The organism is Polyangium jinanense, from assembly GCF_028435265.1.
In the GTDB taxonomy this organism is placed as follows: domain Bacteria; phylum Myxococcota_A; class Polyangia; order Polyangiales; family Polyangiaceae; genus Polyangium; species Polyangium jinanense.
The window spans coordinates 340,330-364,987 of the sequence record NZ_JAGTJK010000001.1; the positions used below are offsets into that span (position 1 = coordinate 340,330).

Annotated in this window: 21 protein-coding genes; 16 read left to right on the top strand and 5 right to left on the bottom strand. The window is 69.3% G+C overall.

Annotation, left to right across the window (positions count from 1 at the left end; all coding sequences use genetic code 11):
- Nucleotides 1–30 precede the first annotated feature (30 nt).
- Nucleotides 31–1,158 carry a hypothetical protein gene (locus KEG38_RS01460; protein ID WP_272417146.1) on the top strand — a complete coding sequence of 376 codons (1,128 nt, stop codon included), beginning with the start codon at nt 31–33 and terminating at the stop codon, nt 1,156–1,158.
- On the opposite strand, the gene KEG38_RS01465 is transcribed toward KEG38_RS01460, so the two are convergent.
- The 4 genes from KEG38_RS01465 to KEG38_RS01480 all read right to left on the bottom strand — a co-directional run bounded on the left by KEG38_RS01465 (nt 1,155) and on the right by KEG38_RS01480 (nt 7,061).
- A complete protein-coding gene (locus KEG38_RS01465) occupies nt 1,155–1,790 on the bottom strand; it encodes a hypothetical protein (RefSeq protein WP_272417147.1) in 636 nt (211 codons plus the stop codon). The two genes, KEG38_RS01460 and KEG38_RS01465, sit on opposite strands and share 4 nt — an antisense overlap.
- A 31-nt stretch (nt 1,791–1,821) precedes the next feature.
- Nucleotides 1,822–3,849 (bottom strand): hypothetical protein, encoded by a 2,028-nt coding sequence (locus KEG38_RS01470; protein WP_272417148.1) that lies wholly within the window; start codon nt 3,847–3,849, stop codon nt 1,822–1,824.
- Between the two features lie 29 nt (nt 3,850–3,878).
- Nucleotides 3,879–6,188, bottom strand: coding sequence for a S16 family serine protease (locus KEG38_RS55370; protein WP_272417149.1), 2,310 nt, complete (start codon nt 6,186–6,188; stop codon nt 3,879–3,881).
- Between the two features lie 108 nt (nt 6,189–6,296).
- The gene (locus tag KEG38_RS01480; protein ID WP_272417150.1) at nt 6,297–7,061 is read right to left on the bottom strand and encodes a hypothetical protein; all 765 of its coding nucleotides are present in this window, start codon (nt 7,059–7,061) and stop codon (nt 6,297–6,299) included.
- A 175-nt stretch (nt 7,062–7,236) separates the two neighbouring features.
- Between KEG38_RS01480 and KEG38_RS01485 the strand changes: the two genes are divergently transcribed.
- Complete coding sequence (locus tag KEG38_RS01485) at nt 7,237–7,389, top strand: hypothetical protein (protein WP_272417151.1); 153 nt, start codon at nt 7,237–7,239, stop codon at nt 7,387–7,389.
- A 45-nt stretch (nt 7,390–7,434) separates the two neighbouring features.
- Here KEG38_RS01485 and KEG38_RS01490 read toward each other — a convergent pair whose 3' ends face one another.
- The gene (locus tag KEG38_RS01490) at nt 7,435–7,563 is read right to left on the bottom strand and encodes a hypothetical protein (protein WP_272417152.1); all 129 of its coding nucleotides are present in this window, start codon (nt 7,561–7,563) and stop codon (nt 7,435–7,437) included.
- A gap of 236 nt (nt 7,564–7,799) precedes the next feature.
- Here KEG38_RS01490 and KEG38_RS56385 point away from each other — a divergent pair, with 236 nt between their 5' ends.
- From KEG38_RS56385 to KEG38_RS01560, 14 genes are all read left to right on the top strand, one after another.
- Nucleotides 7,800–9,419: a hydroxymethylglutaryl-CoA lyase-like TIM-barrel protein gene (locus KEG38_RS56385; RefSeq protein ID WP_272417153.1), complete on the top strand. Its 1,620-nt coding sequence runs from the start codon at nt 7,800–7,802 to the stop codon at nt 9,417–9,419.
- A gap of 2 nt (nt 9,420–9,421) precedes the next feature.
- Nucleotides 9,422–11,752 carry a xanthine dehydrogenase family protein molybdopterin-binding subunit gene (locus KEG38_RS01500; protein ID WP_272417154.1) on the top strand — a complete coding sequence of 777 codons (2,331 nt, stop codon included), beginning with the start codon at nt 9,422–9,424 and terminating at the stop codon, nt 11,750–11,752.
- Nucleotides 11,753–11,759: 7 nt separating this feature from the next.
- Nucleotides 11,760–12,755, top strand: coding sequence for an FAD binding domain-containing protein (locus tag KEG38_RS01505; RefSeq protein WP_272417155.1), 996 nt, complete (start codon nt 11,760–11,762; stop codon nt 12,753–12,755).
- A gap of 148 nt (nt 12,756–12,903) precedes the next feature.
- Nucleotides 12,904–13,887, top strand: a complete 984-nt coding sequence (locus tag KEG38_RS01510; RefSeq protein ID WP_272417156.1) for a hypothetical protein — start codon at nt 12,904–12,906, stop codon at nt 13,885–13,887.
- 206 nt (nt 13,888–14,093) lie between these two features.
- On the top strand, nt 14,094–15,212 hold the full coding sequence (locus KEG38_RS01515; protein WP_272417157.1) for a hypothetical protein: 1,119 nt from the start codon (nt 14,094–14,096) through the stop codon (nt 15,210–15,212).
- Between the two features lie 233 nt (nt 15,213–15,445).
- Nucleotides 15,446–15,802 carry an NADH-quinone oxidoreductase subunit A gene (locus tag KEG38_RS01520; protein ID WP_272417158.1) on the top strand — a complete coding sequence of 119 codons (357 nt, stop codon included), beginning with the start codon at nt 15,446–15,448 and terminating at the stop codon, nt 15,800–15,802.
- Nucleotides 15,790–16,377 carry an NADH-quinone oxidoreductase subunit B gene (locus tag KEG38_RS01525; RefSeq protein WP_272417159.1) on the top strand — a complete coding sequence of 196 codons (588 nt, stop codon included), beginning with the start codon at nt 15,790–15,792 and terminating at the stop codon, nt 16,375–16,377. The genes KEG38_RS01520 and KEG38_RS01525 overlap by 13 nt, the downstream gene beginning before the upstream one ends.
- The gene (locus tag KEG38_RS01530) at nt 16,374–16,955 is read left to right on the top strand and encodes an NADH-quinone oxidoreductase subunit C (protein ID WP_272417160.1); all 582 of its coding nucleotides are present in this window, start codon (nt 16,374–16,376) and stop codon (nt 16,953–16,955) included. The genes KEG38_RS01525 and KEG38_RS01530 overlap by 4 nt, the downstream gene beginning before the upstream one ends.
- 3 nt (nt 16,956–16,958) lie before the next feature.
- Nucleotides 16,959–18,173, top strand: a complete 1,215-nt coding sequence (locus tag KEG38_RS01535; RefSeq protein WP_272417161.1) for an NADH-quinone oxidoreductase subunit D — start codon at nt 16,959–16,961, stop codon at nt 18,171–18,173.
- A gap of 1 nt (nt 18,174) precedes the next feature.
- Nucleotides 18,175–19,800 carry an NADH-quinone oxidoreductase subunit G gene (locus tag KEG38_RS01540; RefSeq protein WP_272417162.1) on the top strand — a complete coding sequence of 542 codons (1,626 nt, stop codon included), beginning with the start codon at nt 18,175–18,177 and terminating at the stop codon, nt 19,798–19,800.
- Nucleotides 19,797–21,566: a complex I subunit 1/NuoH family protein gene (locus KEG38_RS01545; protein ID WP_272417163.1), complete on the top strand. Its 1,770-nt coding sequence runs from the start codon at nt 19,797–19,799 to the stop codon at nt 21,564–21,566. Before KEG38_RS01540 ends, KEG38_RS01545 begins: the two co-directional genes overlap by 4 nt.
- 12 nt (nt 21,567–21,578) lie before the next feature.
- On the top strand, nt 21,579–22,253 hold the full coding sequence (locus KEG38_RS01550) for a NuoI/complex I 23 kDa subunit family protein (protein ID WP_272417164.1): 675 nt from the start codon (nt 21,579–21,581) through the stop codon (nt 22,251–22,253).
- Nucleotides 22,254–22,362: 109 nt separating this feature from the next.
- Complete coding sequence (gatB, locus tag KEG38_RS01555; protein WP_272417165.1) at nt 22,363–23,811, top strand: Asp-tRNA(Asn)/Glu-tRNA(Gln) amidotransferase subunit GatB; 1,449 nt, start codon at nt 22,363–22,365, stop codon at nt 23,809–23,811.
- Nucleotides 23,808–24,623 (top strand): lysophospholipid acyltransferase family protein, encoded by an 816-nt coding sequence (locus tag KEG38_RS01560; RefSeq protein ID WP_272417166.1) that lies wholly within the window; start codon nt 23,808–23,810, stop codon nt 24,621–24,623. Before gatB ends, KEG38_RS01560 begins: the two co-directional genes overlap by 4 nt.
- Nucleotides 24,624–24,658 lie beyond the last annotated feature (35 nt).

Here is a 24,658-nt window from a genome sequence, read left to right on the forward strand (position 1 = left end):
CTCCACTGTCACCACGGCGGAGGGCGTTCGTTGAAGCGGGATTCGCTCTTCGAGGAGTCGGTAGTCTGGTCGGGGCGCCCCAAGGTCGTCACGTGCCCGGTGCTCTACCAGATCGCGGCCGCGATCGCGGGCGTCGTCTCGGCGATCACCACCGCCTCGGCCGTCGTCGTCGCCACCGCGCTCGGATCGAGCCCCGGCACGCTCCTCGCGTTCGCTGCGTGGACGGCCATCCTCGCCGTCGCCTTCGCGCTCGGCCCCAAGTGGTGGCGCAGCGAGCTCGAGTTCGTCGTGACCGAGCGCCACGTCATCCTCCATCGCGGCCGGCTCCGCCGCATGATGGATCGATCCGCGATCAGCTTCGCCCGCATTCATTGGGACCCGCAGCGTCCTGGCATCGGCGACCTCGAGCTCGTGCGCGCCGTGCCCACGGGCGCCTTGCGCCGCCGCCTCGCGATCGTCTTCCACGGCCTCGTCGCGCCCGACCGCGTCTGGGCCATCGTCCGTGGCGTCACGCCTTCCACCCCGGCGGGCGACGGCCAGCGCCTCCTCGCGCAGCGCCTCGACGATGGCGAGCGTGTCCTCTGGTCGGGCCATCCGCCCGACGGCTTTCGCAAATGGCTCCCGTCGAGCGGACGCGCGGCGCTTGGCCTCCTGCTCGGCGTCGGCCTCTTCGCCGCGGCGATCGTCTCGTCGACCCACGCCGTGCACGCGGCGCGTACCGTCGTGCGTGGTGGCCTCTCGCCCGAGTCGCTCTCCTTCTTCGCGCTCGTCACCTCGCTCGCGCTCACGATCCTCCTGCTCGTCTCGGCGGGCGTGCTCGTCGTGTATGCCTCGATCGTCCGGCCTGCGCGGCTCGAAACGCGCACGCGTTACTGGGTGACGAACCGGCGTGTCCTCATCCAGCGCGGCGACGAGGAGCTGCACCTCGAGCGCACGCGCATCGTCGACGTCATCGACAGCCCGGCGGCTGGCGGGCTCAACGATCTTTTCCTGGTGCTCGACGGCCCGCGCGCGCGCGCCTTTGCGTCGAGCGGCGCGTTTGGCGAACGTGACACCGAGGGCCTCCAGCCCGTGCTCCGCCGCATCACGGACCCGGAGGCCGTGCGCCGGATCATCCTGCGCGCGCCCAGCGAGCCGGCGATCCCGTCGGTGGCTTAAACGCGGGGCTTGCGCGCTTCTTCGAGCAGCATCCGCGCGCAGGTGATCGCGTCCTCCGCCGCGGGCGTGTCGGCGCGCAACTCCAGCGCTTCGGCGTTCATCGTGACGAGCCACGTTCCTTTGGGGAACGAATCGATCCATCCGGTGAGGGCCGCGATATCGATCGCCGCGCCCGCTTCGTTCTCGATCACGAGCTTGACGCCGCCCGGCGTGACCAGCGTCGGCGACTCGCCGGGGAGGCCCTCGCGCCGTTCGAGGGAGGTCTGCACGGGCGGCCGCACCTTCACCCCTGCGGGGAAACCGGGCGGGCCTTTGGCTTCGAGCTTCATCCAGTCGACGAGCTTGTCCTCTTTGAACGAGCCCGCGAAAACTGCGGGCGAGCCCATCCGCAAGGTGACGCCGTCGCTCGCTTCGGGCGCATGCAGCCGGAACGTGGTGGGAATCTCGGCGTCCTGCTCCGCGACGAACCCGAGAGCTTTCGCGACGGCGTTCGCGCGCTCGACGCTCCTTTGCAGCGCGCGGCGCTCCGTGCGGGGGTGCGGGCTCATGCTGGTGGGGTGCGGCCTCATGCGGTTCCCTGCGATGAGCGCGAAGAGCAGGGCGCCGAGGATTCCGAGGAGCAGGGCGGGCATCGAGGGGAAGGGTGTACCACGCGATCCGGGATCACGCATCGTCGTCTTCGTCCATCCAGTCCCCGCCGGACGTCGCCTCGGCCTTCGCCGTGTCGTCGGCGGGCTTCTTGGGCAAGCCGAGCCTCTCGCGGGTCGAGTACAGGTTCGAGCGCACGAGCGCGCGGTGGTCGGGGGCGCGCTCGATCAGCCGATCGAAGATGGGCAGATCGTCGACCGTCGCCTTCGCGGTGAGGCACATCGAGATCGGCATCGCGAGCTCCGGGTGCTCCTCGAAGGCCGCGAGTGCGCGATCGAGCAGCGCGTGATCCTCCGGGTGCCAGGGCCCCTCGGGCAGCACGCTGAGGATGCGCATCCAGTCCCCGTACTCGTGCGAGGTGTTCGCTTCCCGGGCGCGGCGCAGCGCGGTCCACTCGTCCTCGGTGACGGGGCCCGAGAGCTCCTCCGGCCCGAGGAACGGCGCATGTTCGGCGCGTGCCTTCTGGCGTGCTTCCTCCTTGCCTGCGCTCGTCAAGGCTCTGGAGAAGAACATGGGCGCGACGCCGCCCCAGAGCTCGGAGATCGCCGAGACCACGTTGAGCGCCTCCATGCACGCGAGCTCTCCACGCCGGAGCGCGGCGCGTAGCGGCGTGATGGCCATCTTGGTCAACGAGGAGTCGGCGACGAGCAGGCCCCGCAGACGCGTGTCCTCGCAGAGGCGAGCCGCGAGCTCGAGCCGGCTCCCGTCCGTCTCCGCGGCGTGCGCGTCCGTCAGGATGCACCGCAACGCCCAGCGCGTGAGCTTGTCGTCGTCGCTCCGCAAGGCCTGCTCCACGGCGGGGCGGAGCTGCTCGAACGGCGCCTTTTGCAGGAGCTTGTCGATGTTCCCGGCCATCCGCGACCAGGCGCCTGGATACCCGGCGAGGCGCGCCGCGAGCAGGCGCTCCGAGAGCGCTCCGGGCCTCGCGTTCTTCGCGCCGAGCACGTTCGCGATCTTGTTCATGATGAAGTCCATCCGGCTCGCCGTCTCGGGCGCTTCGAGGACCAGCTCGACGATCGGCGCGAGGTCCGCGCCCGGAGGCATCACCTCCTCCACGAGCTCGGCGGCCAGGAAGTAAGCCGTGGACACCTCGTCGCGCACCGAGGCTGGCGCGGACAGCGCGTACTTCGCGAGCGCGAGGCCCACCACCACGGCCCGATCGTGCGGCAGCGTCGCGACCATCGCTTTGTGATCGGGCGTCAGGTGGAACGCGCGGGCCTTGGCCCAGCCCGAAAGCACCCGGAGGAACGCCTCGATGCCGCCTTCGCGTGACAAGAGGTGCGCCCCCGTCAGGGGCATCCTCGTGTCGTGGTTGCCGCCCGACGCGAGCGTCGTCTCCAGCACGTCGACGGCGATCGGGTCCGGCAGCTTCGCGACGAGCTCGGTGAACTCGCGGTCCTGCTTCATCAAGGCCCAGCGGGACTCGTCGAGCATCGCCGAGATGCGCTCGATCGGCTCGCGGAGGGCCTCGGCGTCCGCCGCGGGCAGGTGCGCGAGGGGATCACGTTGCCACTTGCCTGCCCACCAGTGCAGCTCGCCACGCGAGGCCAGCGCCTCCTGCGCGGGCTTGCGCACGTCGGCGATGGGGTCCTTGGCCAGCGTCTCGAGGAGCTTGATGGCGCGCTCGTTCGTCGGGCGCAGGCCCGCGGCGATCACGGCGCGGATGTCGTCGTTCGGGCTCGCGGCGAACGCCGCCACGCTGTCGTTCACCGGCGCGCCTCGCCGGAGCAGCTCCCCGAGCCCTTCGGCCACGACGTCCGTGTCCTTGTCGGCGTGATCGTCCCACCCGCCTTGTTCCTCCAGCAGCGTCGCGACGAGCTGGAGCAGCGACGCGTCTCCGAGCAGGCCTGCCGCGGTCGCGCAGAACCGCATGGCCTCCTTCGCGCCGCGGAAGACGAGGTTGTCGAGCCGCTGCGCGTCCGGATCGTTCCACGCGGTGTCGTCGTCGTGCCCCTCGTGCAGGACCTCCATCAGCGTGATGGCGCGGCGCGCGATCGTGCGGATCTCCTCGGCCGTCGCGAGCAGCGGATACTGTTTGGGCATGAGCGCGTCCTTTCCCTCGGCGCGCTGTCCTACGACGGGAAGAGCGCGCGGTATACCTCGTCGATCGTGCGCACGAAGGTCACGTCGAGATGGATGTCCTCGGGGACATCGGCTCGGTTCGCCTCGGGGATCACCACGCGCGCGAGACCCGCGCGCTCGGCGGCGATGAGCTTCGCGCGGATGCCGCCGACGGCGAGCACGCGGCCGCTCAGGGAGAGCTCCCCGGTGAGCGCGGTATCGGCGGGCGCCGGCCTGCCCGAGAGGGCCGAGACCAGCGCGGCGAAGATGGCCGTCCCGGCGCTCGGACCGTCCTTCGCGAGGCTCGCCTCGGGCACGTGCACGTGCACATCGGTCGCCGCGAGCCTGCCCGGCTCGACGCCGTAGCGGCTCGTCTCGGCGCGCACGTGCGAGAACGCCGCGCGGACGGACTCCTTCAGCACGTCGCCGAGGTTGCCCGTCGACACGAGCTCGCCGCGCCCCGCCATGGTCGCGGCCTCCACGAACAGCACCGAGCCGCCGCCGGGTCCGACGGAGAGGCCGGTCGTGACGCCGATGGGAAGCGCGCCGAGCGCCTTCGCCTTCGTGAAGCGCGGCGGACCGAGCACGGCCTCGACCTCGGCCTGGGTGATCGGCGGGGCTTGCTCCTCGCCGGCGGCGTCGGCTTCGCCTTGCTCTCGGCGCGTGACGAGCGCGAGGGCGCGGGCGCGGAGCACCGTCGCGAGCGTGTGACGGAGCTGCCGGACGCCGGCCTCGCGTGTGTAGCCGTCGATGAGCGCCATCACGGCGTCGTCCTCGATCGCGGGCGTCTTCGGCAACCCGATCTCGGCGCGCAGCCGATCGAGCAGGTGCGTCCGCAGGATCATGGTCTTCTCGACGGCCGTGTATCCCTCGATCTCGCAGAGCTCCAGCCGGTCGAGCAGCGTCGGGTGGATCTGGGACGTGTCGTTCGCCGTGGCCACGAAGAGCACGTGCGACAGGTCGTACGGCACGCCGAGGAAGTTGTCCTGGAAGTGGGGGTTTTGCTCCGGGTCCAGCACCTCGAGCAGCGCGGCCATGGGGCTGCGGGCGCGCCCTTCGCCGATCTTGTCGATCTCGTCGAGCAAGACGAGCGCGCTCGCGCTGCCTGCCTCCGCGATGGCGCGCAGGATCCGGCCTGCCGACGCGGCGACGTAGCTCAGACGGTGGCCGCGGATCTCGCTCTCGTCGTGCACGCCGCCGAGCGCGACGCGTGCGAACGGGCGCCCGAGGGCCTCGGCCATCGCGCGGGCGATGGTCGTCTTGCCGACGCCGGGCGGGCCGGCGAGGCAGAGGATCATCGAAGCGTTCTCGCCGCCGAGCTTGCGCACGGCGAGGTACTCGGCGACGCGCCGCTTCGGCTTCTCCAGGCCGTGGTGACCACGATCGAGCGCGGCGCGCACGGCGGCGAGATCGATCGGGCGCTCCGGGTCTGGCTGCCAGGGCAGGCGCGCCATGAAGTCGAGGTGGTTCGTGTACGTGGAGTAGTCGTGGTGGTTCGACTGCATGCCCCGCAAGAGGCGCAGCTCGCGCTTGGCCGTCTCACGCGCGAGCTTGGGCATCCCTGCTTGCGACAGCTTGCGCTGGAGCCGGGCGAGGTCGTCGCCTTCCTCGGCGATCGCGGGATCGTGCAGGTCGAGCCGCTTCTGGAGCTCCACGATCTGCGACCAGAGCTTCTGCCGGAGGGCCTTCGGCACCTCGGGTTTGGCCATCGCCTGGCGCAGCATCGCTTCGAGCTCGGAGGCGGCGTGTCGACCCTCGGCGCGGGACGCGAGGAGCAGCGCGACGCGGCGGATCCCTTCTTCGAGCGGGTGTTGCGTGAGCTCGGCGAGCTCGCTCTTGCCGGAGACCGCGCGCGTGGCGGCGGCGAGCGCGGTGCGCAGGGGGGCGTGGAAGTCCAGGGGCTCGGGCACCGCGCCTTCGTCGAGGGCGGCGAAGAGCAGGTGGGCGGCGGAGAGCAGCGCCTTCGTGTCCGGCGTGGGCTCGTCCTCGTCGGGCGTGTCCACGTCGGCCGTGTACGGGGGCTCCTTGCCGCGCGCCGCCACGAGCCGACCTCTTCGGAGGCCGGCGAGCGTGAGGGAAGCTGCGTCGACGGAGACGATCCGACACGTCGTGCCCCACCTGCCGGTGACCAGCGAGGGCAGCTCGACCGACGAGGTGATCGTGACGGCGAGGATCTCCGCGGGGAGTTTTCCGTCGCGGGCGACGCGCGACAGCGCGACGAGGGCGACCGTGTCGATGGCGGGCACGGCGAACGTGCGTTCTTCGCCGGGGAGGATGGCCTCTTCGAGGAGGCCGACGAGGGGGAGCTGTGTACGCGCCACGTTCGTGCAAGCGAGGGTCCGAGGGCAGGGATTGCCCGTGGACGGACCGGGGTTTTACCGGTCCAACGGTGTGGTGCGCCAGCCAGATTCGGTGGGGGGAGGCGCGGGTTACGCCGGAATCGTGGTGGCGTCCGCTCGAACCGGCGGGGTGCGTGCGGCGGGCGCGTCTTCCGGGACCTCGTCGTCCGTCACCTCGACGTCTTTTCCGCCGGGCGTCGTGCGCAGGAACCCGAGCTGCCGCAGCAGGCCGCGCTGGGTGATGGCCCTCCGGGCGATGGCGCTCCATTCGAGGTACCAGGCCCAGAGCGCCGCCTCGGCCTTCTCGAAGGTCTCGTCCTCGGCGGCGATCTTTTCCAGATCGGGCAACGGCCCGTCGACGTTGCGGAGTTTTCCGAGCAGCGCCTTGGCCTCGTCGACCACCATCTCCGTGAGCCCGCGCTGGGCGAGCAGGGCTCGGGCATCTTTCCCGGCCTGGCCGAATCCGCCGTTCCATTCGGGGTTGTCGATGGTGTCGAGTCGTTCGACGAAGGTGCCGACGGAGACGATGACGGCCATGCCGTCGGTCTGGGAGAGGTTGCGGAAGACCTGCGCGTGAATCTCCGGCGCGTGCCGCGTCAAGGTGGCATCCGCGATGACGAACCATTGATTCTCCCAGGCGTCGAGGGCGCGCAGGGCGTCGGGGTCCGTGGTGGGCGGCGCCTCGACGAAATCGAGTTTTGTGCGCGTCACGTTTTTGAGAAGCGACCATCCCTCGTCGAGGTCGACGTTCGTGAAGCCGTGCCGGGCGAGGGGGGCGGCGATCCGCGGGTTGCGGAGGGCGATGAGGAGCTTGAGGACGCGTTCGGCCTTCTGACCAATGGTGAGCCTTGCCATGATGGAAACCTCCCTATGGGGGTGGACCCAGGTAGTTCCCGTCCAGAACGCGTGTGAACCCGATCATGAACGACGCAATCGTGCTCTCGGAAGGTGCGTCCCCCGCTCCGGAAGGCGGATCCCCCCGGGGACTCGGTGGGCGGAGGCGGGGATCGAGCTCGGGGAGCGGGGGAGTGTGAAGTCGGATACGGGGATCGAGCTCGGGGAGCAGGGGATCGACCTGCGGGAGCAGGGGATCGAGCTCGGGGAGCAGGGGAGTGTAGGGGCGGATACGGGGATCGGGGGTTCGGAGCGGGGGATGTTGCTTTCGAAGTTGCCGATCGCTTGATCGGCTGCTTGCGCTTCGAGGTACGTGCCCCTCGACGCCGCGGAGTTAGGAGAGCGCGGGCGCAGGCGTCTGCCACGCATTGAGGGCGAGGTTCTGCACAAGCGATTGGTGCTTTTCGAGGAGGGTCATGATCTTCCTTGCGAAGAGCAAGGCCAATGCCAGTCGCCATTCCACGCCTCGACGCGGCTTTCTTGGCGGCCCAATGACCCTCGCGGGCCCTCCGACCGGCCGAACGCCGAGGTAATGGGCTGGATGGAGGGGGCGCGTACTGCAACAGATACAGTAACGTTACAGCCGTCCTCCGCCGCACCGCGCCATAGCTTTTTCCCCGTACGTCCCCGCGATCCAGCGTCCCGGCCGAACCTCGTTCCGTGGTACTCATCACCTCGGAATCACTCCCGGGGGTTGCCATGTACGACTGGAACGACAGCGTCCCGTCCGTCGATGGATCGGGCCGCGTGCTCTCCCTCTCCGGCGGGCCTGTGCGGCGCGACTTCGCGCGCAGGGTGCGGCCCGTGAAGGTCGTCGACGAGACCCTCCGGGATGGATTGCAGAGCGCCGCCGGCTACCAGCCCGACGCCGCGCAGAAGATCGATCTCCTCTACGCCATGGCCGCGATCGGCGTCGACGTCGTCAGCGTCGGCCTCCCCGCCGCCGGCCTCGTCAATGCCGAGGATTGTTTCCTCCTCTGCCGCGAGATCGTCCGCTCCAAGCTCCGCGTCGTCCCCACCGCCGCCGCGCGCACCGTCGTCGCCGACGTCCACGGCATCGCCCGCGCCGCCGATCGCGCCGGCATCCCCATCGAGGTCTACGCCTTCATCGGCAGCTCCCCCATTCGCCTCGCCGTCGAAAACTGGGACACGGACTTCCTCATCGGCGCCATCACCGCCGCCGCGCGCGAGGCCAAGGCCGCGGGCTTGCCCTTCTGCCTCGTCACCGAGGACACCACCCGCTCGAACCCCGAGGTCCTCCGCAGCCTCTACAGCGCCGCCATCGAAGCGGGCGCGGGCCGCATTTGCCTCTGCGACACCACCGGCCACGTCACGCCGTACGGCATCGAGGCGCTCGTCGGGTTCGCGCGGCGCACCCTCGACGAGCTCGGCGCGCGGCACGTCGAGCTCGACTGGCACGGGCACAACGACCGCGGCATCGGCCTGCCGAACGCGCTCTGGGCGGCCGCCTCGGGCGTCGATCGCGTGCATGGTACCGGCCTCGGCGTCGGCGAGCGGGTCGGCAATACCAGCCTCGAATTGCTCGTCGAGAACCTCGGCCTGCTCGGCGCGCGTCCGCGTGTGCCCGAGGCGCGCCTCGTCGAGTATTGCGAGCTCGCCTCCCGCGCGCTCCGGTATCCCATCCCCGCGGGACATCCGATCGCCGGCGCAAACATGCGCGGCGCGCGTTTCGAGGTACGCCCTTACCACGCGACGCCCGAGGAGGCGCCTGCATCCGAGCCCTTGGAGCCCATGGAAAAACTCGTCCCGATGTGCATGAAGATCGGCGGCAGCGCCGTCGCGCTCGCCGTCCCTCCGCGCAGGACGCTGCTCGAAGCGCTGCGGTACGACCTCGACCTCGTCGGCACGAAGCAGGGCTGTGACAAGGGGGACTGCGGCGCGTGTACGGTCGTCGTGGACGGCGTCGCGATCCTCTCTTGCCTCACGCTCGCGCTCGACGCGGACGGCAAGGAGGTCCGCACCGTCGAGACGCTCGAAGGCGCGCCGCACATCGACGCGCTGCTCGACGGCTTCGACAGGCTCGGCGGCGGGCAGTGCGGCTTCTGCACGCCCGGCATGCTCATGACCGCGACGGCGCTGCTCGACAGGAACCCGTGTCCCACGCGTGACGAGATCAAGTGCGCGATCGCGGGCAACCTCTGCCGCTGTACGGGCTACGGGAAGATCGTCGACGCGATCGAGCTCGCGGCGCAGATCCGTCGCGGCGAGGCGGAGGCGGGCGTGGGCTTGCCGGGGATCGAGAACACGCCGCCGCCGTTGCCTTCGAACAAGAGCTCGCGCGAGGGGAGGCAGGGCTAGCCATGACGGACACGCGAAAGCCGAGTGAGCTCCGAGGCCTCGTCGGCAGCCGCACGCGCACGCTGCTCGCGCCGCGCGTGACCGGGCAGGTCCGCTACACCGACGACATCCACCTGCCGCGCATGCTGTGGGGTCGGATCGTCCGCAGCCCTCATCCACACGCGCGCATCGTGCGCATCGACGCGACACGCGCGCTCGCGAAGCCGGGTGTCATCGCCGTCATCACGGGCAAGGACATGCCCGAGCGCTTCGGCATCATCCCGTGGACACCGGACGAGTACCCGCTCGCCCTCGATTGCGCGCGTTTCGTCGGTGATGCCGTCGCCGCGGTCGCCGCGACCGACGAGCGCATCGCGCACGAGGCCGCGGAGCTCGTGGACGTCGAGTACGAGGTGCTGCCGGCCGCGACCGATCTGCAGACGGCGATCGACAAGCCCGAGGTGGGGCTCGGCAAGGGCGGCAAGGACAACGTCTCGAAGGAGGTCGACCTCGCGTTCGGGGACGTCGACGCCGCGCTCGCCGGGAGCGACGTCGTCATCACGGGCGACTACTACTACGAGGGCAGCGCGCACGTTCCGATCGAGACCCACTGCGCCATCGGGAACCTCGACAAGAACGGCCTGCTCACGGTCTGGTCGACGACGCAGGTGCCGCACTACCTGCACCGCGAGCTCTCGCGCGTCTTGCGCGTCCCGCCCACGCGCATCCGCGTCATCCAGCCGCCCGTCGGCGGCGCGTTCGGCGGCAAGAGCGAGCCTTTTTCGCTCGAGTTCTGCGCGGCCAAGCTCGCGATGATCACGGGCCGCCCCGTCAAGTTCCTCTACACGCGCGAAGAAGAGTTTTACGCGCATCGCGGGCGGCACCCGATGCAGATCCACATGAAGGTCGGCGCGAGCCGCGACGGCAAGCTCACGGGCGTCGACGCGCGCACCTTCATCGACGGCGGCGCCTACTCGTCGTTTGGTCTCGTCACGACGTACTACTCGGGCCAGCTCCTCACGCTGCCCGCGTTCGCCGACACCTACCGCTTCCGCTCGACGCGCCTCTTCACGAACAAGCCTCCGTGCGGCCCGAAGCGCGGCCACGGCAGCGTGCAGCCGCGTTTCGCGTTCGAGGTCTCGCTCGACAAGATCTCCCGCGCGCTCGGGATCGATCCGATCGAGCTGCGAAGGAAAAACCTCGTCCCGCCGAACACGACCACGCTGAACGGCCTGCGCGTCACCTCGAACGGCATCGAGCAGTGCCTCGACGCGGTCGAGAAGGCGAGCGGCTGGAAGGATCGCTTCGGCAAGCTGCCCAAGGGGCGCGGGCTCGGCGTGGCCACGAGCGCGTACATCAGCGGGACGAACTACGCGATCTACCCGAACGCGATGCCCCAGAGCGCCGTGCAGCTCAAGGTCGATCGCTCGGGCGTCGTGACGGTCTTTTCAGGTCAAAGCGAAATCGGTCAGGGCTGCGACCTGATGCTCGCGGTGCTCGTCGCCGACGAGCTCGGCCTGGATCTCGGGTCGGTGCGTGTCATCTCCGGCGACACGGACCTCACGCCCGTCGACCTCGGCGCTTACTCCTCGCGCGGCACGTTCATGAACGGCAACGCGTGCCTCATGGCCGCGCGCGAGATCAAGAGCAAGCTCGTCGCCGCCGTCGCCGAGAAGCTCGACGTCGATCCGCGGAACGTGCTCGTCACGCGCGGCGCGCTCGTGGTCGTGCACGATCCGGCGCGCGGCGTCCCCGTCACCGAGGCCATCCAGCTCGCCGAGGCGAAGTTCGGCACGCTCGGCGCCGTCGGTCACTACAACACGCCGAAGCTCGGCGGCGACTACCGCGGCGGCACCATCGGCGCCTCGCCCGCGTACTCGTTCACCGCGCACGTCGCCGAGGTCTCGGTCGACCCGCGCTCGGGGTTCGTTCGCGTCGAGAAGATCTGGGTCGCGCACGACTGCGGCAAGGCGCTCTGTCCCGTGATCGTGGAGGGGCAGATGGAAGGATCGGCATATATGGGCGCGGCCGAGGCGCTGCTCGAAGAGCACGTGATCGGTCCCGACGGGCTGCACAAGGGGCCGAACCTGCTCGACTACCGCATCCCGACGAGCCTCGACGTCCCGGACCTCCACGCGCTCATCGTCGAGTCCGAGGATCAAGAGGGCCCGCTCGGCGCCAAGGAGTCGGGCGAGGGCCCGCTGCACCCGTCGATCCCGGCCATCGCGAACGCCATCTTCGACGCCGTCGGCGTACGCATCGACAGGCTCCCGTTCTCGCCCGCGCGCGTGCTCGCGGCCCTGCGGAAGAAGCAGGCCGACGAGCAAGCTGCGGCGACTGCTGCTGCGGAGTGAGGTCTTCATGTTGCCGCTGCCCGTCTTCGATCATCACAAGCCGCGCACCCTCTCGGCGGCGCTCGATCTGCTCGCGCGCCTCGGCGACAAGGCCGTCGTCATCGCCGGCGGCACCGACGTGCTGCCCAACATGAAGCACGGGCTCGTGGAGCCGGAGCACGTCGTCTCCATCGCGGGCATCGAGGAGATGCGCGGCATCTCGCTCGTGCGCGAGGGCGACGACGACAAGCTCGTCCTCGGCGCCGGCGCGCGCCTCGCCGAGATCGAGAGCTCGATCCTCGTGCGCCGCATCGCGCCCGCGCTCGCCGAGGCCGCGGGCCAGGTGGGCGGACCGCATCACCGCGCCATGGGCACGCTCGGCGGCAACATCTGCCTCGACACGCGCTGCCGCTACTACAACCAGACCTACTTCTGGCGCAAATCGCTGGGCTTTTGCCTCAAGAAGGACGGCACGGTCTGCCACGTCGTGCGCGGCGGATCACGCTGCGTCGCCGCCGCCTCGAACGACACGGCACCCGCGCTCATCGCGCTCGAAGCCGACCTCCATCTCCTCGGCCCGCGCGGCGCGCGTGTCGTAAAGGCTCACGATTTTTACGTGGCCGACGGCGTGAAGAACACCGTGCTCGAACCCGGCGAGCTCGTCGTGCGTGTCTCCATCACGCGAAACCCCGGCCGCCGTTCAAGCTTCGAAAAGCTGCGGCGCAGGAACGCGATCGACTTTCCGCTGCTCTCGATCGCCGTGAGGCTCGACGTGTCCGGCGTGGAGACCACGCGCGTCGACGGCGCGGACGTCGTCGTCTCGGCGCTCGGCGCTCGCCCGCGCCGCATCCGAGCCGCCTCGAAGATCCGTCCCGGGACCCCCTTCGACGTCGCCGCCCGCGAGCTCGCCGAGGGCGCCTACGCCGAGTGCAAGCCTCTCCCGAACGTCGATGACGACACCGAGTGGCGCCGCGAGATGGTCCCCGCCCTCGTCGAGCGCGCCGTCACGCGCCTCGAAGGTTGAAGGCCGAGATCCGAGGCAAATTGCGATCCTCCCTGCCGGCGCCTCGGACCCACGACGGTCCCTGACCCCGCGACGGGAGCGCGGATCCCCGCGCGCCTCCAAATTCCTCCCTTGCAGCGCCGACGCGCGCGGACCAAGGTCCTCGTAGGTGCGCTTTCTCCCGTTCGTCCTCGTCGCCACCGGGTTTCATTTTTTCATCCCGGTCGTCGCTCGAGTCGCGCCGCGGCCTCAAGGGCCGCTCCTCGCGATCTCGACCGGCATGGCGCGGCGCATGGAGATCGACATCGAGAACGTCCCGATCGAGCCGATGCGCCCGGACGAACCCCGTCCCGAGCGTGAGCCGGATCCGGCCGTCGCGATGAACGACACGCGCCCGCGCACGACGGAGTCCGTCGACCCGCGCATCGTGAATCCGACGGACACGCCACCGAGCAGCACCGGGCCGCAAGAGGTCGAGCCCGTGCCGACGGGCACGCCTTCGGCGGGCCCGCCCGACGAGTACGGCGCGCCGCCGCCGCCGGTGCCCGGAGGCCCTGGGATCCCCGGGATCGGCGGCCCCGTGTGGGCGATGCCCGGCGTCATCCCCGAGGCCGGCAAGCCAAAGCCCGCGCCCACCACGGTCGGGCCTCCGCCGGAGGTCGATCGCAAGATCGCGGGCCGCGTGATCACCGACGTGATGCGCGAAAAAGATCGACAGCTCGGCCTGGATCTGCCGGGCGCGGGCACGATCGCGTCCGTCGTCTCGGATGTCGTGCGCGGCTCGGGAACGCCCGACGTCGCGCGCGCGACGCTCGAAGTGCGCATCGCGCCCGGCGGTCGCGTGGCGAGCGTGCGTGTCGTGCGTTCGTCGGCGGGCAACGCGGGCGACTGGAGCGCGGTCGCGGGCGCGGTGAGCGGTCGGCTCGCGAGCCGTCAGTTCACGCTGCCGGAGTCGTACGCGCAGGGCGCGATCGTGATGGTCGAGGTCGTCTCGCAGTTGCAGATGCCCGACGGCAGCACGGGCGGCACGAACATCAACAAGGGCGGGGGGAGCGACAGCCTCGGCGGCAGCGTGAGCTTCGACGTGGCGAACATCGGCGCGCGACCCAAGCGCCACGTGCGCGCCTCCGCGAGCGCGCGCCCGGCGACCTGATCCGCCGAACCGCGCAAAATTCGCGGCCACGGCGTCGATTGGTGGGCCTGCCCCCAGGTTTTTGCGGATTTTGTGGCACGAAGCACAAAATTCTTCGCAGAAGGGGGCTTTTCGACGACCCGATGGACGGGCAAGACTGCACGCGGCGACGACCACGGGCGGTGACATCCCGCGCGGCTCGTGCGACTCTCCCCAATCTCCCGCTCATGGCGAAGGAACGAGTTTTCTCTCTCGATGCGGTCCGCACCGACGGCTGGTTCGAACGCATCGGCGATGGGATCGGCAGCTTTCAGGCTCTCTGCGACATCGTCGGCGAGACGTTCTTCGCCTTTTCGATGATCACGGGAGCGCGCATCACCGCGCTCACGGTCGACCGCCGCAACCCCGACAACACCCTCGTCGACTTCGTCATCGCGCCTCCGGGCGACGAGGAAGAAGAGAGCGAGGTCCAGCGGCTCACGCTCGCCGATTTCCGGCATCGGCTCGTCGGCGCGCTCCTCACCGAGGACGCGACGCCAGGGCCCCCCGAGCGCGACACGGACATCGAAGCGCTGCAGCTCCACATCGGCGTGCGCTACCTGCTGCTCGCGCCGCTCTTCGGCTACAGCCTGCGCAAGCTCTACGTCGACGGTCGCACCTCGAGGCTGCTCGTCCTGCGTGACGGCCTCGAGCAGACCTACGAGCTCGGCGAGTTCCGGGCGCGCATCCGCGCGCACGTGCGCGAAGAGCTCGAGCGCGCTTCGGCGGGCTCGCGCTCGGCGATCGATCTGACGCGCGTGGCCGAGGCCGAGGCGGCAAGCCAGCGCGGCGATTGGTCGCGCGTGGTGCAGCTCCTCGGCGCGTGGCCGGCGCCGCTCGCGATCTTCCTTCGCACGCCCGAGGGGCAGATGCTCACGACCGATGCGCGCGCGCTCATCGCGAAGGGGCTCGGCTTGCTCGGCACGGCGTGCGTCAAGCTCGGCGAGGAGCACCAGGGCGAGGAGGTCATGCGCCTCGCGGTGCAGTACGCGCAGGATGGGGCGGCGGCGGCGGACATCTTCCGCCGGCTCGGGGAGGCGCAGCTCGAGAACGGGCGTGCAGGGGAGGCCATCGGTGGGCTCCGGCGCGCGGCGAGCCTCGGCGCGCCGCCCAAGCTCATCTGGCCGCTCCTGGCGAAGGCGTACGTGAAGCGGCAGCGCTACGTGGCCGCGTTCGCGTGTGTGCGGGAGGCTCGCGCGGCGGGCGTGCCCGACGCCGAGCTCATCGAGGAGATCCGCGAGATCGAGGCCCGGCTCGGCACGGCGCTGACGGCGTTCCGTGGGCTCGTGCTGAGCACCAGGAGTTGACGGGCGCGCAGGTGGCCCCATACCCCCTGGCCGCGCAATTGACACCCCAGAACCCCAAAGCTACATAGCCGCGGCGATTGTGCCGAGATCGCACGGATTTCGATGCATCTCGGAGCCTGCCAGCGTCCGCTCGTGATCGCGAGCGATCGCGAGCGAGGACCCACCTTCTCGGTCGGCACTAGAACCGGAGTACACCGCGTACCCCGGAGCACCCGGAGCACCCGGAGCAAACGATGTCCACCTACGTCCCCCTGTTCCTGCTCTTCATCGTGGCAGCGGTCCTCGCGGGCGCGCTGTTCACGATCAGCACCGTGCTCGGGCCGAAGAACCCGACGCCCGAGAAGATGATCCCGTACGAGTGCGGGAGCGAAACGACGGGCGGTCGCTTCGTCAAGCCGAGCGTCAAGTTCTACCTCACGGCGATCCTCTTCGTCGTCTTCGACATCGAAGCGGTGCTCATCTACCCGTGGACGGTGGAGTTCAAGAACCTCGGCTGGATCGGCCTCGCGACCATGGGGTCGTTCATCCTCATGCTCGTGGTGGCGCTGCTCTACGTCTGGAAAAAAGGAGCCCTCGAATGGGAGAAGTGACCTCAGGCGGCGCTGGCACGACGATTCAGGTCCTCGAGGGATCGGAGACCGGGTTCGCCACGACGCGCTTCAACGACCTCCTCAACTGGGCGAGGAAGTACTCGCTGTTCCAGTACCCGTTCATCACGGCGTGCTGCGCCATGGAGTTCATGGCCATGGCGAGCCCGCGGTTCGACATGGCGCGCTTCGGCGCCGAGGCGCCGCGCTTCTCGCCGCGCCAGTCGGACCTGCTCTGGGTCGTGGGCACGATCAGCCAGCGCCAGGCGCCCGCGCTCAAGCGCATCTACGAGCAGATGGCGGACCCGAAGTACGTCTTCGCCTTCGGCACGTGCGCGTCGTGCGGCGGCTTCTACGACAACTACACGACGCTCGCGGGCATCGACAAAGTCATCCCCGTCGACGTCTACGTCCCTGGCTGCCCCCCGCGCCCCGAGGCCGTGATCGATGGGCTCCTCCTGCTGCAGGACAAGATCGCGCGTGGTGACCGCACGCCGGCGATCGTGAAGCCGCGCCGCGACCCCACCGTGCAAGCGGGCAACCTCGTGAGGCTCGGCAAGAAGAGCACCGCAACATGAGCAAGCGCGTCCTCGAAATCCTGAAGAGCAAGTTCGGCGGCGACATCTACGAGACCCACTCGCAGTTCGGCGACGACACCGCCGTGGTGAACCCCGAGAAGTGGCGCGAGATCGCGCGCTTTCTCCGGGACGACTCGCAGTGCGCGATGAACATGTTCGTCGACCTCACCGCCGTCGATTACCTCGGCCGGCAGACGCCGCGCTTCGAGGTCGTGCTGCACCTGCGCTCGCTGGAGAGGGGCCACCGCATCCGGCTGAAGGCGCGCATCGGCGACGACGACGCGAACGGCGTGGAGATCGACTCGGTCGTGCCCGTGTGGAAAGGCGCGAACTGGTTCGAGCGCGAGTGCTTCGACATGTTCGGCGTGACCTTCAAGGGCCACCCCGATCTGCGGCGGATCCTGATGTACCCCGAGTTCGTCGGGTACCCGCTTCGCAAGGACTATCCGGCGGACAAGATCCAGCCGCTCGTCGAGCTGCGCAACGTCCCCGACAAACTACCCCCCTTCGGCATCGACGAGGGCATGCCGTTCGGGCGTCAGACCCACGACTACCCGCGGGGCGAGGAGACGAACTGACCCATGGAACCCTTGGATCGTGACCTCGAGGAGGGTCTCCTCGAGCTGCCCAGCGAGCCGATGATGCTCAACATGGGCCCGTCCCACCCGGCCATGCACGGGACGGTGCGCATCGTGCTCGAGCTCTCGGGTGAGATGATCCAGAAGGCCGACGTGCAGATCGGCTACCTGCATCGCGGCTTCGAGAAGATGTGCGAGCGGGGCACCTGGACGCAGATCTTCCCGTACGTCGATCGCTGCAACTACGTCTCGCCGATGCTGAACAACGTGGGCTTCGCGCTCGCGGTGGAGAAGATGCTCGGCGTGACGGTGCCCGAGCGCTGCCAGTACTACCGCGTGGCGCTCGGCGAGCTCGCGCGCATCTGCGACCACATGATCTGCTCGGGCGCGATGTGCATGGAGCTCGGCGCGTTCACGCCGTTCCTCTACTTCGCCCGCGCCCGCGAGATCATCTGGGACATCTTCGAGGAGGAGACGGGCGCGCGCGTCACGCACAGCTTCGGCCGCGTGGGCGGCATGGCGAACCCGCCGACGAAGTACTTCAAGGACATGGTCCGCGCGGGCGTTCCGCGCGTGCTGCAGCTCATCAGCGAGGGCGAGAAGCTCCTCCTGAAGAACCGCATCTTCCTCGACCGCCTCGAAGGCGTTGGCGTGATGTCGAAGGAGGACGCGCTCGCGCTCGGGTGGACGGGCGTCGTCTTGCGCGCCTCGGGCGTGCCGTACGACGTGCGCCGCGCGCATCCGTACATGGTCTACGACCGGATGGAGTTCGACGTGCCTGTGGGCACGACGGGCGACAACTACGACCGGTTCATGTGCCGCCAGGAGGAGATCCGGCAGACGGCGCGGATCATCGAGCAGGCGCTCGATCAGATGCCGGACGAGGGTCCGATCAACATCGACGATCCGCGCATCGTCTTGCCGCCGAAGCAGGACGTCTACACGACCATCGAGGCCACCATCCAGCACTTCAAGATCGTGATGGAGGGCATCAAGGTCCCGGCGGGCGAGTGTTACTCGTACACGGAGGCGGGCAACGGCGAGCTCGGCTTCTACCTGGTCTCCGATGGCAGCGGCACGCCCTACCGCGTGCGGATCCGGCCCCCCTGCTTCGCCACCACGCAGGGCCTCGAGCAGCTCATCACGGGCCTGATGATCCCGGACGTCGTCCCGACGTTCGGTTCCCTCAACATGATCGGCGGGGAGTGCGATCACTGAGATGGCTACGATCAAGATCGACGGGCGCGAGATCCCCTTCGAGCAAGGGGACACCATCATCAAAGCGGCGCACCGCGCCGGCATCGACATCCCGCACTACTGCTGGCACCCGGGCCTCTCCGTCGCGGCGAACTGCCGCATGTGCCTCGTCGAGGTCGCGCCGCCTCCCGGCCGTCCCGCGATGCAGCTCGACATCCTGCGCTGGGATCCGCAGAAGAAGGACTACGTCCCCGCCCGCAAGCCGAAGCTCGTTCCCGCCTGCCAGCAGGCCTGCGCGCCCGGCATGGAGGTCCTCTCCGAGGGCAGCGATCACGTCGAGGAGGCGCGCGGCGCGGTGCAGGAGCTCCTGCTCCTGAACCACCCGGTCGACTGCCCGATCTGCGATCAGGCGGGCGAGTGCCGGCTGCAGGACTACTGGCTCGAGCATCAAGGCACGGGCAAGCGCATGCAGCAGGAGGTCGTGCACAAGCCGAAGGCCGTCGATTTCGGGCCGACCATCGTCTACGACGCCGAGCGCTGCATCGTGTGCACGCGTTGCGTCCGCTTCACGGCCGAGGTCGCGAAGGATCCGGTCCTCAGCGTGCGCGAGCGCGGCAATCTCAACGAGATCGTCGTCTCGCCGGGCCGCGAGCTCGACCACGACTACACGCTCATGACGGAGCACGTCTGCCCCGTCGGCGCTTTGACCTCCAAGGACTTCCGCTTCAAGGCGCGCGTGTGGTTCCTCCGCAGCGCGCGCACGGTCTGCCAGGGCTGCGCGACGGGCTGCAACGCGTACCTCGATTACGATCCGCGGACGAACGTTCCGCATCGGCATCGCCCGCGCGACAACGAAGAGGTCAACAAGTACTGGATGTGCGACGAGGGCATGCTCTCGTACAGGCGCGCGGTCGAGGCTCGCCTCGGCACGGCGCTCGTCGGCGGCGAGGACGCGAGCCTCGAAGAGGCGCTCGCGGCGGCGAAGGATCAGCTCGCGGGCCTCAAGGACGATCCGGGTCGGGTCGCCGTGGTGCTCAGCGCGCAGCACTCGAACGAGGACAACTACGCGCTCCTCACGCTCGCACGCACGTTCATCGGCGCGAAGGACCTCTACGTGTCGGGTCGTCCGCTCGGCCGCGGCGACAAGATCCTCATGAGCGAGGACAAAAACCCGAACACGCTCGGCGTCATGCAGCTCGCGGGCGCGCCGGCGCCGAAGCCGATCGCGTCGCTCTTCGACGCGATCAAGGCGGGCAAGTACTCGTTCGTGATCGCGCTCGGCGCCGAGATCGAGGTCGACGCGAAGGACGCCGAGAGCGCGCTGTCGAAGCTCAAGGGCGTGGTGACGATCGCCGCGCACGACGGGCCGCTCGCGCGTGCCGCGCACGTCGCGCTCGCCGCGACCGCGTGGGCCGAGCAGGACGGCACGTACGTCAACCGTCAGGGTCTCGCGCAGAAGAGCGAGCGCGCGCTCAAGCCGCGCGGCGACGCGCGACCCGGCTGGGAGCTCGTGGCGAAGCTCGGCAAAGAGCTCGGCTACGCGATGACCTACAAGACGCTCGCGGACGTGCGTCGGGCCATGACGCCCGAGACGCCGGCCCCGAGCCGTGACGCGGATCGGGCCGCGAAGCCCGAGGTGAGCGCATGAGTGCCGTCGAGATCGTCCTGGCAGTCGTCAAGATCCTCATCCTCGCCCTGTTCTTCTTGAACATGGCGGCGCTCAGCACGTGGGCGGACCGCCGGCAGGGCGCGATGGTGCAGGACCGCGTCGGTCCGAACCGCGCGGTCGTGTACCTGCCGAACATGGCGGCGCGGGCCATCGTGCTCCTGCCGCCCGCGCTCTTCGGCGTGCTCGCGATCTTCAGCTCGCTCGGTCAGGTCGTGGGGCGCGCGGCGGCCGAGCGGTTCACGGTGAACGTGCAGCTCACGATCCTCGTGGCCTGGTTCAGCCTGCTCGTGCTCTGCGCGAAGGTGCGCAGCGGCGGCGCCATCAACCGCGCCGAGCAGGTGTTCGAGGACGTGGATCCGCGATCGATCTTCTTCGCGGGCCTCGGCGTGCACGCGATCGGTCTCGTGGCCGGGCGCCTCGTGACGCAGGCGGCGTGGCCGCTCGCGGCGCAGGTCTCGGGCTTCGTGCTCGGCGGCGTCTTCCTGCTCGTCGGCCTCTACGCGACCTCGCGCGTGCCCGACGGCAAGATCCCGCTGCGCCTCGCGGGCACTCTCCACGCGCTCGCCGACTCGATCAAGATGATCTGGAAGGAGGACTTCATCCCGAAGAACGGGGATCGTCTCCTCCACGGCCTCGCGCCGATGCTGGCGGTCTTCTCCGCGCTCGCGGTGATGGCCGTCATCCCCTTCGGCAACGACCTCTGCTTCGCCGACGGCAACAAGAACGGCACGCTCGACTTCTCGGACCTCACGAACCTCCTGGCCACGGTCCCCGCGAGCGGCGCTTGCAACGGCTTCCGCGTGAAGCTGCAGATCATCGACCTCAACGTCGGCATCCTCTACATCTTCGGCATCGCGGGCACGGGCATCATCGGCGCGGCCATCGCGGGCTGGGCGAGCGACAACAAGTTCGCGCTCCTCGGCGGCCTGCGCGCGTCGAGCCAGATGGTTTCGTACGAGGTCGCGATGGGCCTCTCGCTCGTCGGCCTCTTCCTCGTCTACGGCAGCGTCCGGCTCAGCGACATGGCCGTGTGGCAGGGCCAGAACGCGTGGGGCGTCTTCGTGCAGCCGCTCGGGTTCATCCTGTTCCTGACGGCGCTCTGTGCGGAGACGAAGCGCGTGCCCTTCGATCAGCCCGAAGGCGAGAGCGAGATCGTCGCCGGCTACTTCCTCGAGTACTCGGGGTTCAAGTGGGGCATGTTCATGACGGGCGAGTACATCGAGCTCGTCTTCTCGAGCGCGCTGCTCGTCGCGCTCTTCTTCGGCGGCTACTCGCTGCCGTTCCTGCACCCGGACGGCATCACCGTCGCGTTCGGCAACACGGTGCTGTTCCAGTACAAGATGACGCACCTCGCGGTGAGCCTCATCTCGGCGCTCGCGTTCTTCGGCAAGACGGTCTTCGTCACGTGGGTGCAGATCTTCTTCCGCTGGACGCTCCCGCGCTTCCGTTACGACCAGCTCATGAAGCTCGGCTGGACCAAGCTCCTGCCGCTCGCCATCGCGAACATGATGGTGACGGGCGTGGTCGTGCTGGCGCTTCGCAACGCGGGTCCGGAGGCGGACGCGTGGGTCAAGCTCCTCGGGGACATCACGCAGGGCGTCGTCGCGGTCGCCACACTCGCCGGCTTCGTGGCGGTCGTGGTCGGGTTGCTCGAGCCGGTCGAGCGCAAGAAGTTCCTCGCCTCGTCTGCGGCGCGCTTCGCGGCCGCGGTGGGCGGGGTCAAGCCGGAGCCTCAGCAGGCCTGAGAGGATCGAACGATGGCGAAGCGCACTCCCTCGAACCCGTGGACCAAGCCGGCCGGCGCGCCCATTCAGGGCAAGCCCATCCCGCGGCCGCGCCGCACGGCCGAGGTCCAGTCCTACCTGCCCGAGCTCTTCCGGGGCATGGCGATCACCATGCGTCACTTCTTCAAGAACACGAAGGAGATGATGCTCGGCCAGAAGCCCGACCCGGTGCTCGAGGCCCTCAACGACGGCGTCACGACGATCTGCTACCCCGAGGAGAAGCGCCCCTATCCGGAGCGCTTCCGCGGGCTGCATCGCCTCACGCTCCGTGACGACGGCTCACCGCGCTGCGTGGCGTGCCTGTGCTGCTCGACGGCTTGCCCCGCGCAGTGCATCCACATCGAGGCGGGCGAGTACGCCGAGGGCGACAATCGGCGCGGCTACGAGCGTTTCCCGAAGACGTTCGTCATCGACGAGCTGCGCTGCATCTTCTGCGGGTTCTGCGTCGAGGCTTGTCCCTGCGACGCGATTCGCATGGACACGGGCATTCACGCGACGCCGTACGACTCGCGCGAGCAGTTCATCTACCGCAAGGACCTGCTCATGGAGTTCACCGGCCGGGACGGTTCGCGCAAGTCGGCGAACCCGCGCCACGAGCCGGGCGATCCGACGCATCCGGGCCTGTCGCGCGAGCAGATGGATCACTGAGTCCGATTCGCTGATGGACAGAAACCCCCTCTTCCTCGCGGGAGAGGGGGTTTTTGCTTTCAGCGGGAAAACAGGGGCATCCGCGCCTCGGCTTGCCATAATCCGCCCGATGACCGCCTACGGTGCGTACGAGCCGGTGATCGGGCTCGAGGTGCACGCGCAGCTGCTCACGCGGACAAAGGCGTTCTGCGGCTGCGCCACGAGCTTCGGCGACCCGCCGAACACGCACACCTGCCCCGTCTGCCTCGGCTTGCCCGGCGCGCTCCCCGTCCTGAACGCCGAGGCCGTGGCCCTCGCGGTGCGCGCCTCGCTCGCGCTCGGCTGCTCCTTGCAGACGCGCAGCGTGTTTGCCCGGAAGAACTATTTTTATCCGGACCTGCCGAAGGGCTACCAGATCAGCCAGTACGACCTGCCGCTCGCGCTCTCGGGCGTGCTCGACGTCGAGGTCGACGGCACGCCGCGCCGCGTGGGGATCCGCCGGATCCACATGGAGGAGGACGCGGGCAAGAACCTGCACGGCATCGGCGACGAGTCCGTCGTCGATCTGAACCGCGCGGGCACGCCGCTCATCGAGATCGTGAGCGAACCTGATCTGCGATCCGGTGCCGAGGCGGCCGAGTATCTGCGGCGGCTGCGCGAGGTCCTGATGTTCACCGGCGTGAACGACGGCAACCTCGAACAGGGCAGCTTCCGCTGCGATGCGAACGTCTCGATTCGCAAGGTGGGCGAGACGCGGCTCGGCACGCGCGTCGAGCTCAAGAACATCAACTCGTTCAAGTTCGTCGCCGACGCGATCGACGTGGAGATCCGCCGGCAGGTGAACCTCGTCGAGCGCGGCGAGCGCGTCCGTCAGCAGACGCGCGGCTACAGCGCGGAAAAGCGCGAGAGTTACCTCCTGCGCGACAAGGAGAGCGAGTCCGACTACCGCTACTTCCCCGAGCCGGATCTGCCTCCGCTCGTGCTCGAAGAGGCGCAGATCGAGTCGATCCGCAGCGCGTTGCCGGAGCTGCCCGTCGCGAAACGCGCGCGATGGGCCCTCGAGCTCGGCCTCACCGCGTATGCGACCGGCGTGCTCGGCGCGCATCCCGCGATCGCGCGGTTCTTCGACGAAGCGCGCGCGCTTTATCCCGACGCGGTGAAGCTCGCGAACTTCGTGCAGAGCGAGGTCCTGCGCGACGTCACGACGACGGGGCTCTCGGCGAGCTTGCCCGTGACGCCCGCGCAGGTGGCCGAGATCCTGCGGCTCGTCGACGCGGGCACGATCAGCGGCAAGCAGGCGAAGGAGCTTTACGCGGCCGTCGCGGGCACGGACCGCGCGCCTTCCGACGTCGTGCGCGAGCGTGGCATGGCGGTGCTCGGCGATGTGTCGGCGATCGAGGCCATCGCGCGCGGCGTGATGGAGGCGAACCCGAAGCAGGTCGCCTCGTACCGCGCCGGCAAGACGGCGCTCCTCGGGTTTTTCGTCGGACAGATCATGAAGCAGACGAAGGGCAGCGCGGACCCGGCCACGGTGAACGCGGTGCTCGTGCGTCTCCTCGGCGAAGGGAGCGAGGCATGAGCGGACAGTCCATCGTGGAGAAGGGGCGATTCGTCGGGCGCACGGCCGCGTTCGTGGGCCTCACGTTCAGCATGTACGGCATGCTCGAGCTCGACACGGCGATCTCGCCCGCGTCCGAGCGCGAAGCCGTGCTCCACGCGTGGATCCGTCGCTACGGCGAGGCGCTCCTCAAATTGTATGGGGTCAAAATGATCGCCCGCGGTCCTCACGTGGAGCGCGGCGACATCTACCCGGGCCGCGGCGCCAGCGGGCGCGGGCGCGTGTTCGTCATGAACCACCGCTCCGGCCTGGACATCCCGATCTGCCTTGCCCACATCGAGGCCACGATCCTGAGCCGCGCCGACCTCTCGGGCTGGCCCGTCATCGGCGTCGCCGCGCGGCGCGTGGGCACGCTCTTCGTGGATCGCACGAACAAGCAGAGCGGAGCGGCCGCGATCAACGCCATGACCGCCTCCATCGAGCGAGGCCGCGGCGTGCTCGTTTACCCCGAGGGCACGACGTACGAGGGCGACGAGGTGCGACCTTTCAAGCCCGGCGCCTTCCTTGCCGCACAACGCACGGACGCGGAGATCGTCCCGGTTGGCCTCGCGTACGAAGGCGCGGCTGCGTCGTTCGGCTCCGAGAGCTTCGCCGATCACATGGTTCGCGTGAGCGGTGCACCGCGGACACGCGCGGCGATCGTCGTTGGTGAGCCGATCGTCGACGTTGGGGGCGACGTCGGCGAGCTTCGTGAGCGTGCACGTGCAGAGGTCCAGTCGCTCGTCTACGCGGCGCGCCGGGCGCTCGACGCAGACGGAGAAGGCTCTTCCTGACAAGAGAGCAAGGGACCCGCTCGCTGGCGAGCGTG

What these genes read in the sequence shown, in the direction of transcription:
- KEG38_RS01465 (WP_272417147.1), bottom strand. Translation starts at nt 1,790, where the DNA reads ATGCCCGCCCTGCTCCTCGGAATCCTCGGCGCCCTGCTCTTCGCGCTC.
- KEG38_RS01470 (WP_272417148.1), bottom strand. Translation starts at nt 3,849, where the DNA reads ATGCCCAAACAGTATCCGCTGCTCGCGACGGCCGAGGAGATCCGCACG.
- KEG38_RS01480 (WP_272417150.1), bottom strand. Translation starts at nt 7,061, where the DNA reads ATGGCAAGGCTCACCATTGGTCAGAAGGCCGAACGCGTCCTCAAGCTC.
- KEG38_RS56385 (WP_272417153.1), top strand. Translation starts at nt 7,800, where the DNA reads ATGTACGACTGGAACGACAGCGTCCCGTCCGTCGATGGATCGGGCCGC.
- KEG38_RS01500 (WP_272417154.1), top strand. Translation starts at nt 9,422, where the DNA reads ATGACGGACACGCGAAAGCCGAGTGAGCTCCGAGGCCTCGTCGGCAGC.
- KEG38_RS01505 (WP_272417155.1), top strand. Translation starts at nt 11,760, where the DNA reads ATGTTGCCGCTGCCCGTCTTCGATCATCACAAGCCGCGCACCCTCTCG.
- KEG38_RS01515 (WP_272417157.1), top strand. Translation starts at nt 14,094, where the DNA reads ATGGCGAAGGAACGAGTTTTCTCTCTCGATGCGGTCCGCACCGACGGC.
- KEG38_RS01520 (WP_272417158.1), top strand. Translation starts at nt 15,446, where the DNA reads ATGTCCACCTACGTCCCCCTGTTCCTGCTCTTCATCGTGGCAGCGGTC.
- KEG38_RS01525 (WP_272417159.1), top strand. Translation starts at nt 15,790, where the DNA reads ATGGGAGAAGTGACCTCAGGCGGCGCTGGCACGACGATTCAGGTCCTC.
- KEG38_RS01530 (WP_272417160.1), top strand. Translation starts at nt 16,374, where the DNA reads ATGAGCAAGCGCGTCCTCGAAATCCTGAAGAGCAAGTTCGGCGGCGAC.
- KEG38_RS01535 (WP_272417161.1), top strand. Translation starts at nt 16,959, where the DNA reads ATGGAACCCTTGGATCGTGACCTCGAGGAGGGTCTCCTCGAGCTGCCC.
- KEG38_RS01540 (WP_272417162.1), top strand. Translation starts at nt 18,175, where the DNA reads ATGGCTACGATCAAGATCGACGGGCGCGAGATCCCCTTCGAGCAAGGG.
- KEG38_RS01545 (WP_272417163.1), top strand. Translation starts at nt 19,797, where the DNA reads ATGAGTGCCGTCGAGATCGTCCTGGCAGTCGTCAAGATCCTCATCCTC.
- KEG38_RS01550 (WP_272417164.1), top strand. Translation starts at nt 21,579, where the DNA reads ATGGCGAAGCGCACTCCCTCGAACCCGTGGACCAAGCCGGCCGGCGCG.
- gatB (WP_272417165.1), top strand. Translation starts at nt 22,363, where the DNA reads ATGACCGCCTACGGTGCGTACGAGCCGGTGATCGGGCTCGAGGTGCAC.
- KEG38_RS01560 (WP_272417166.1), top strand. Translation starts at nt 23,808, where the DNA reads ATGAGCGGACAGTCCATCGTGGAGAAGGGGCGATTCGTCGGGCGCACG.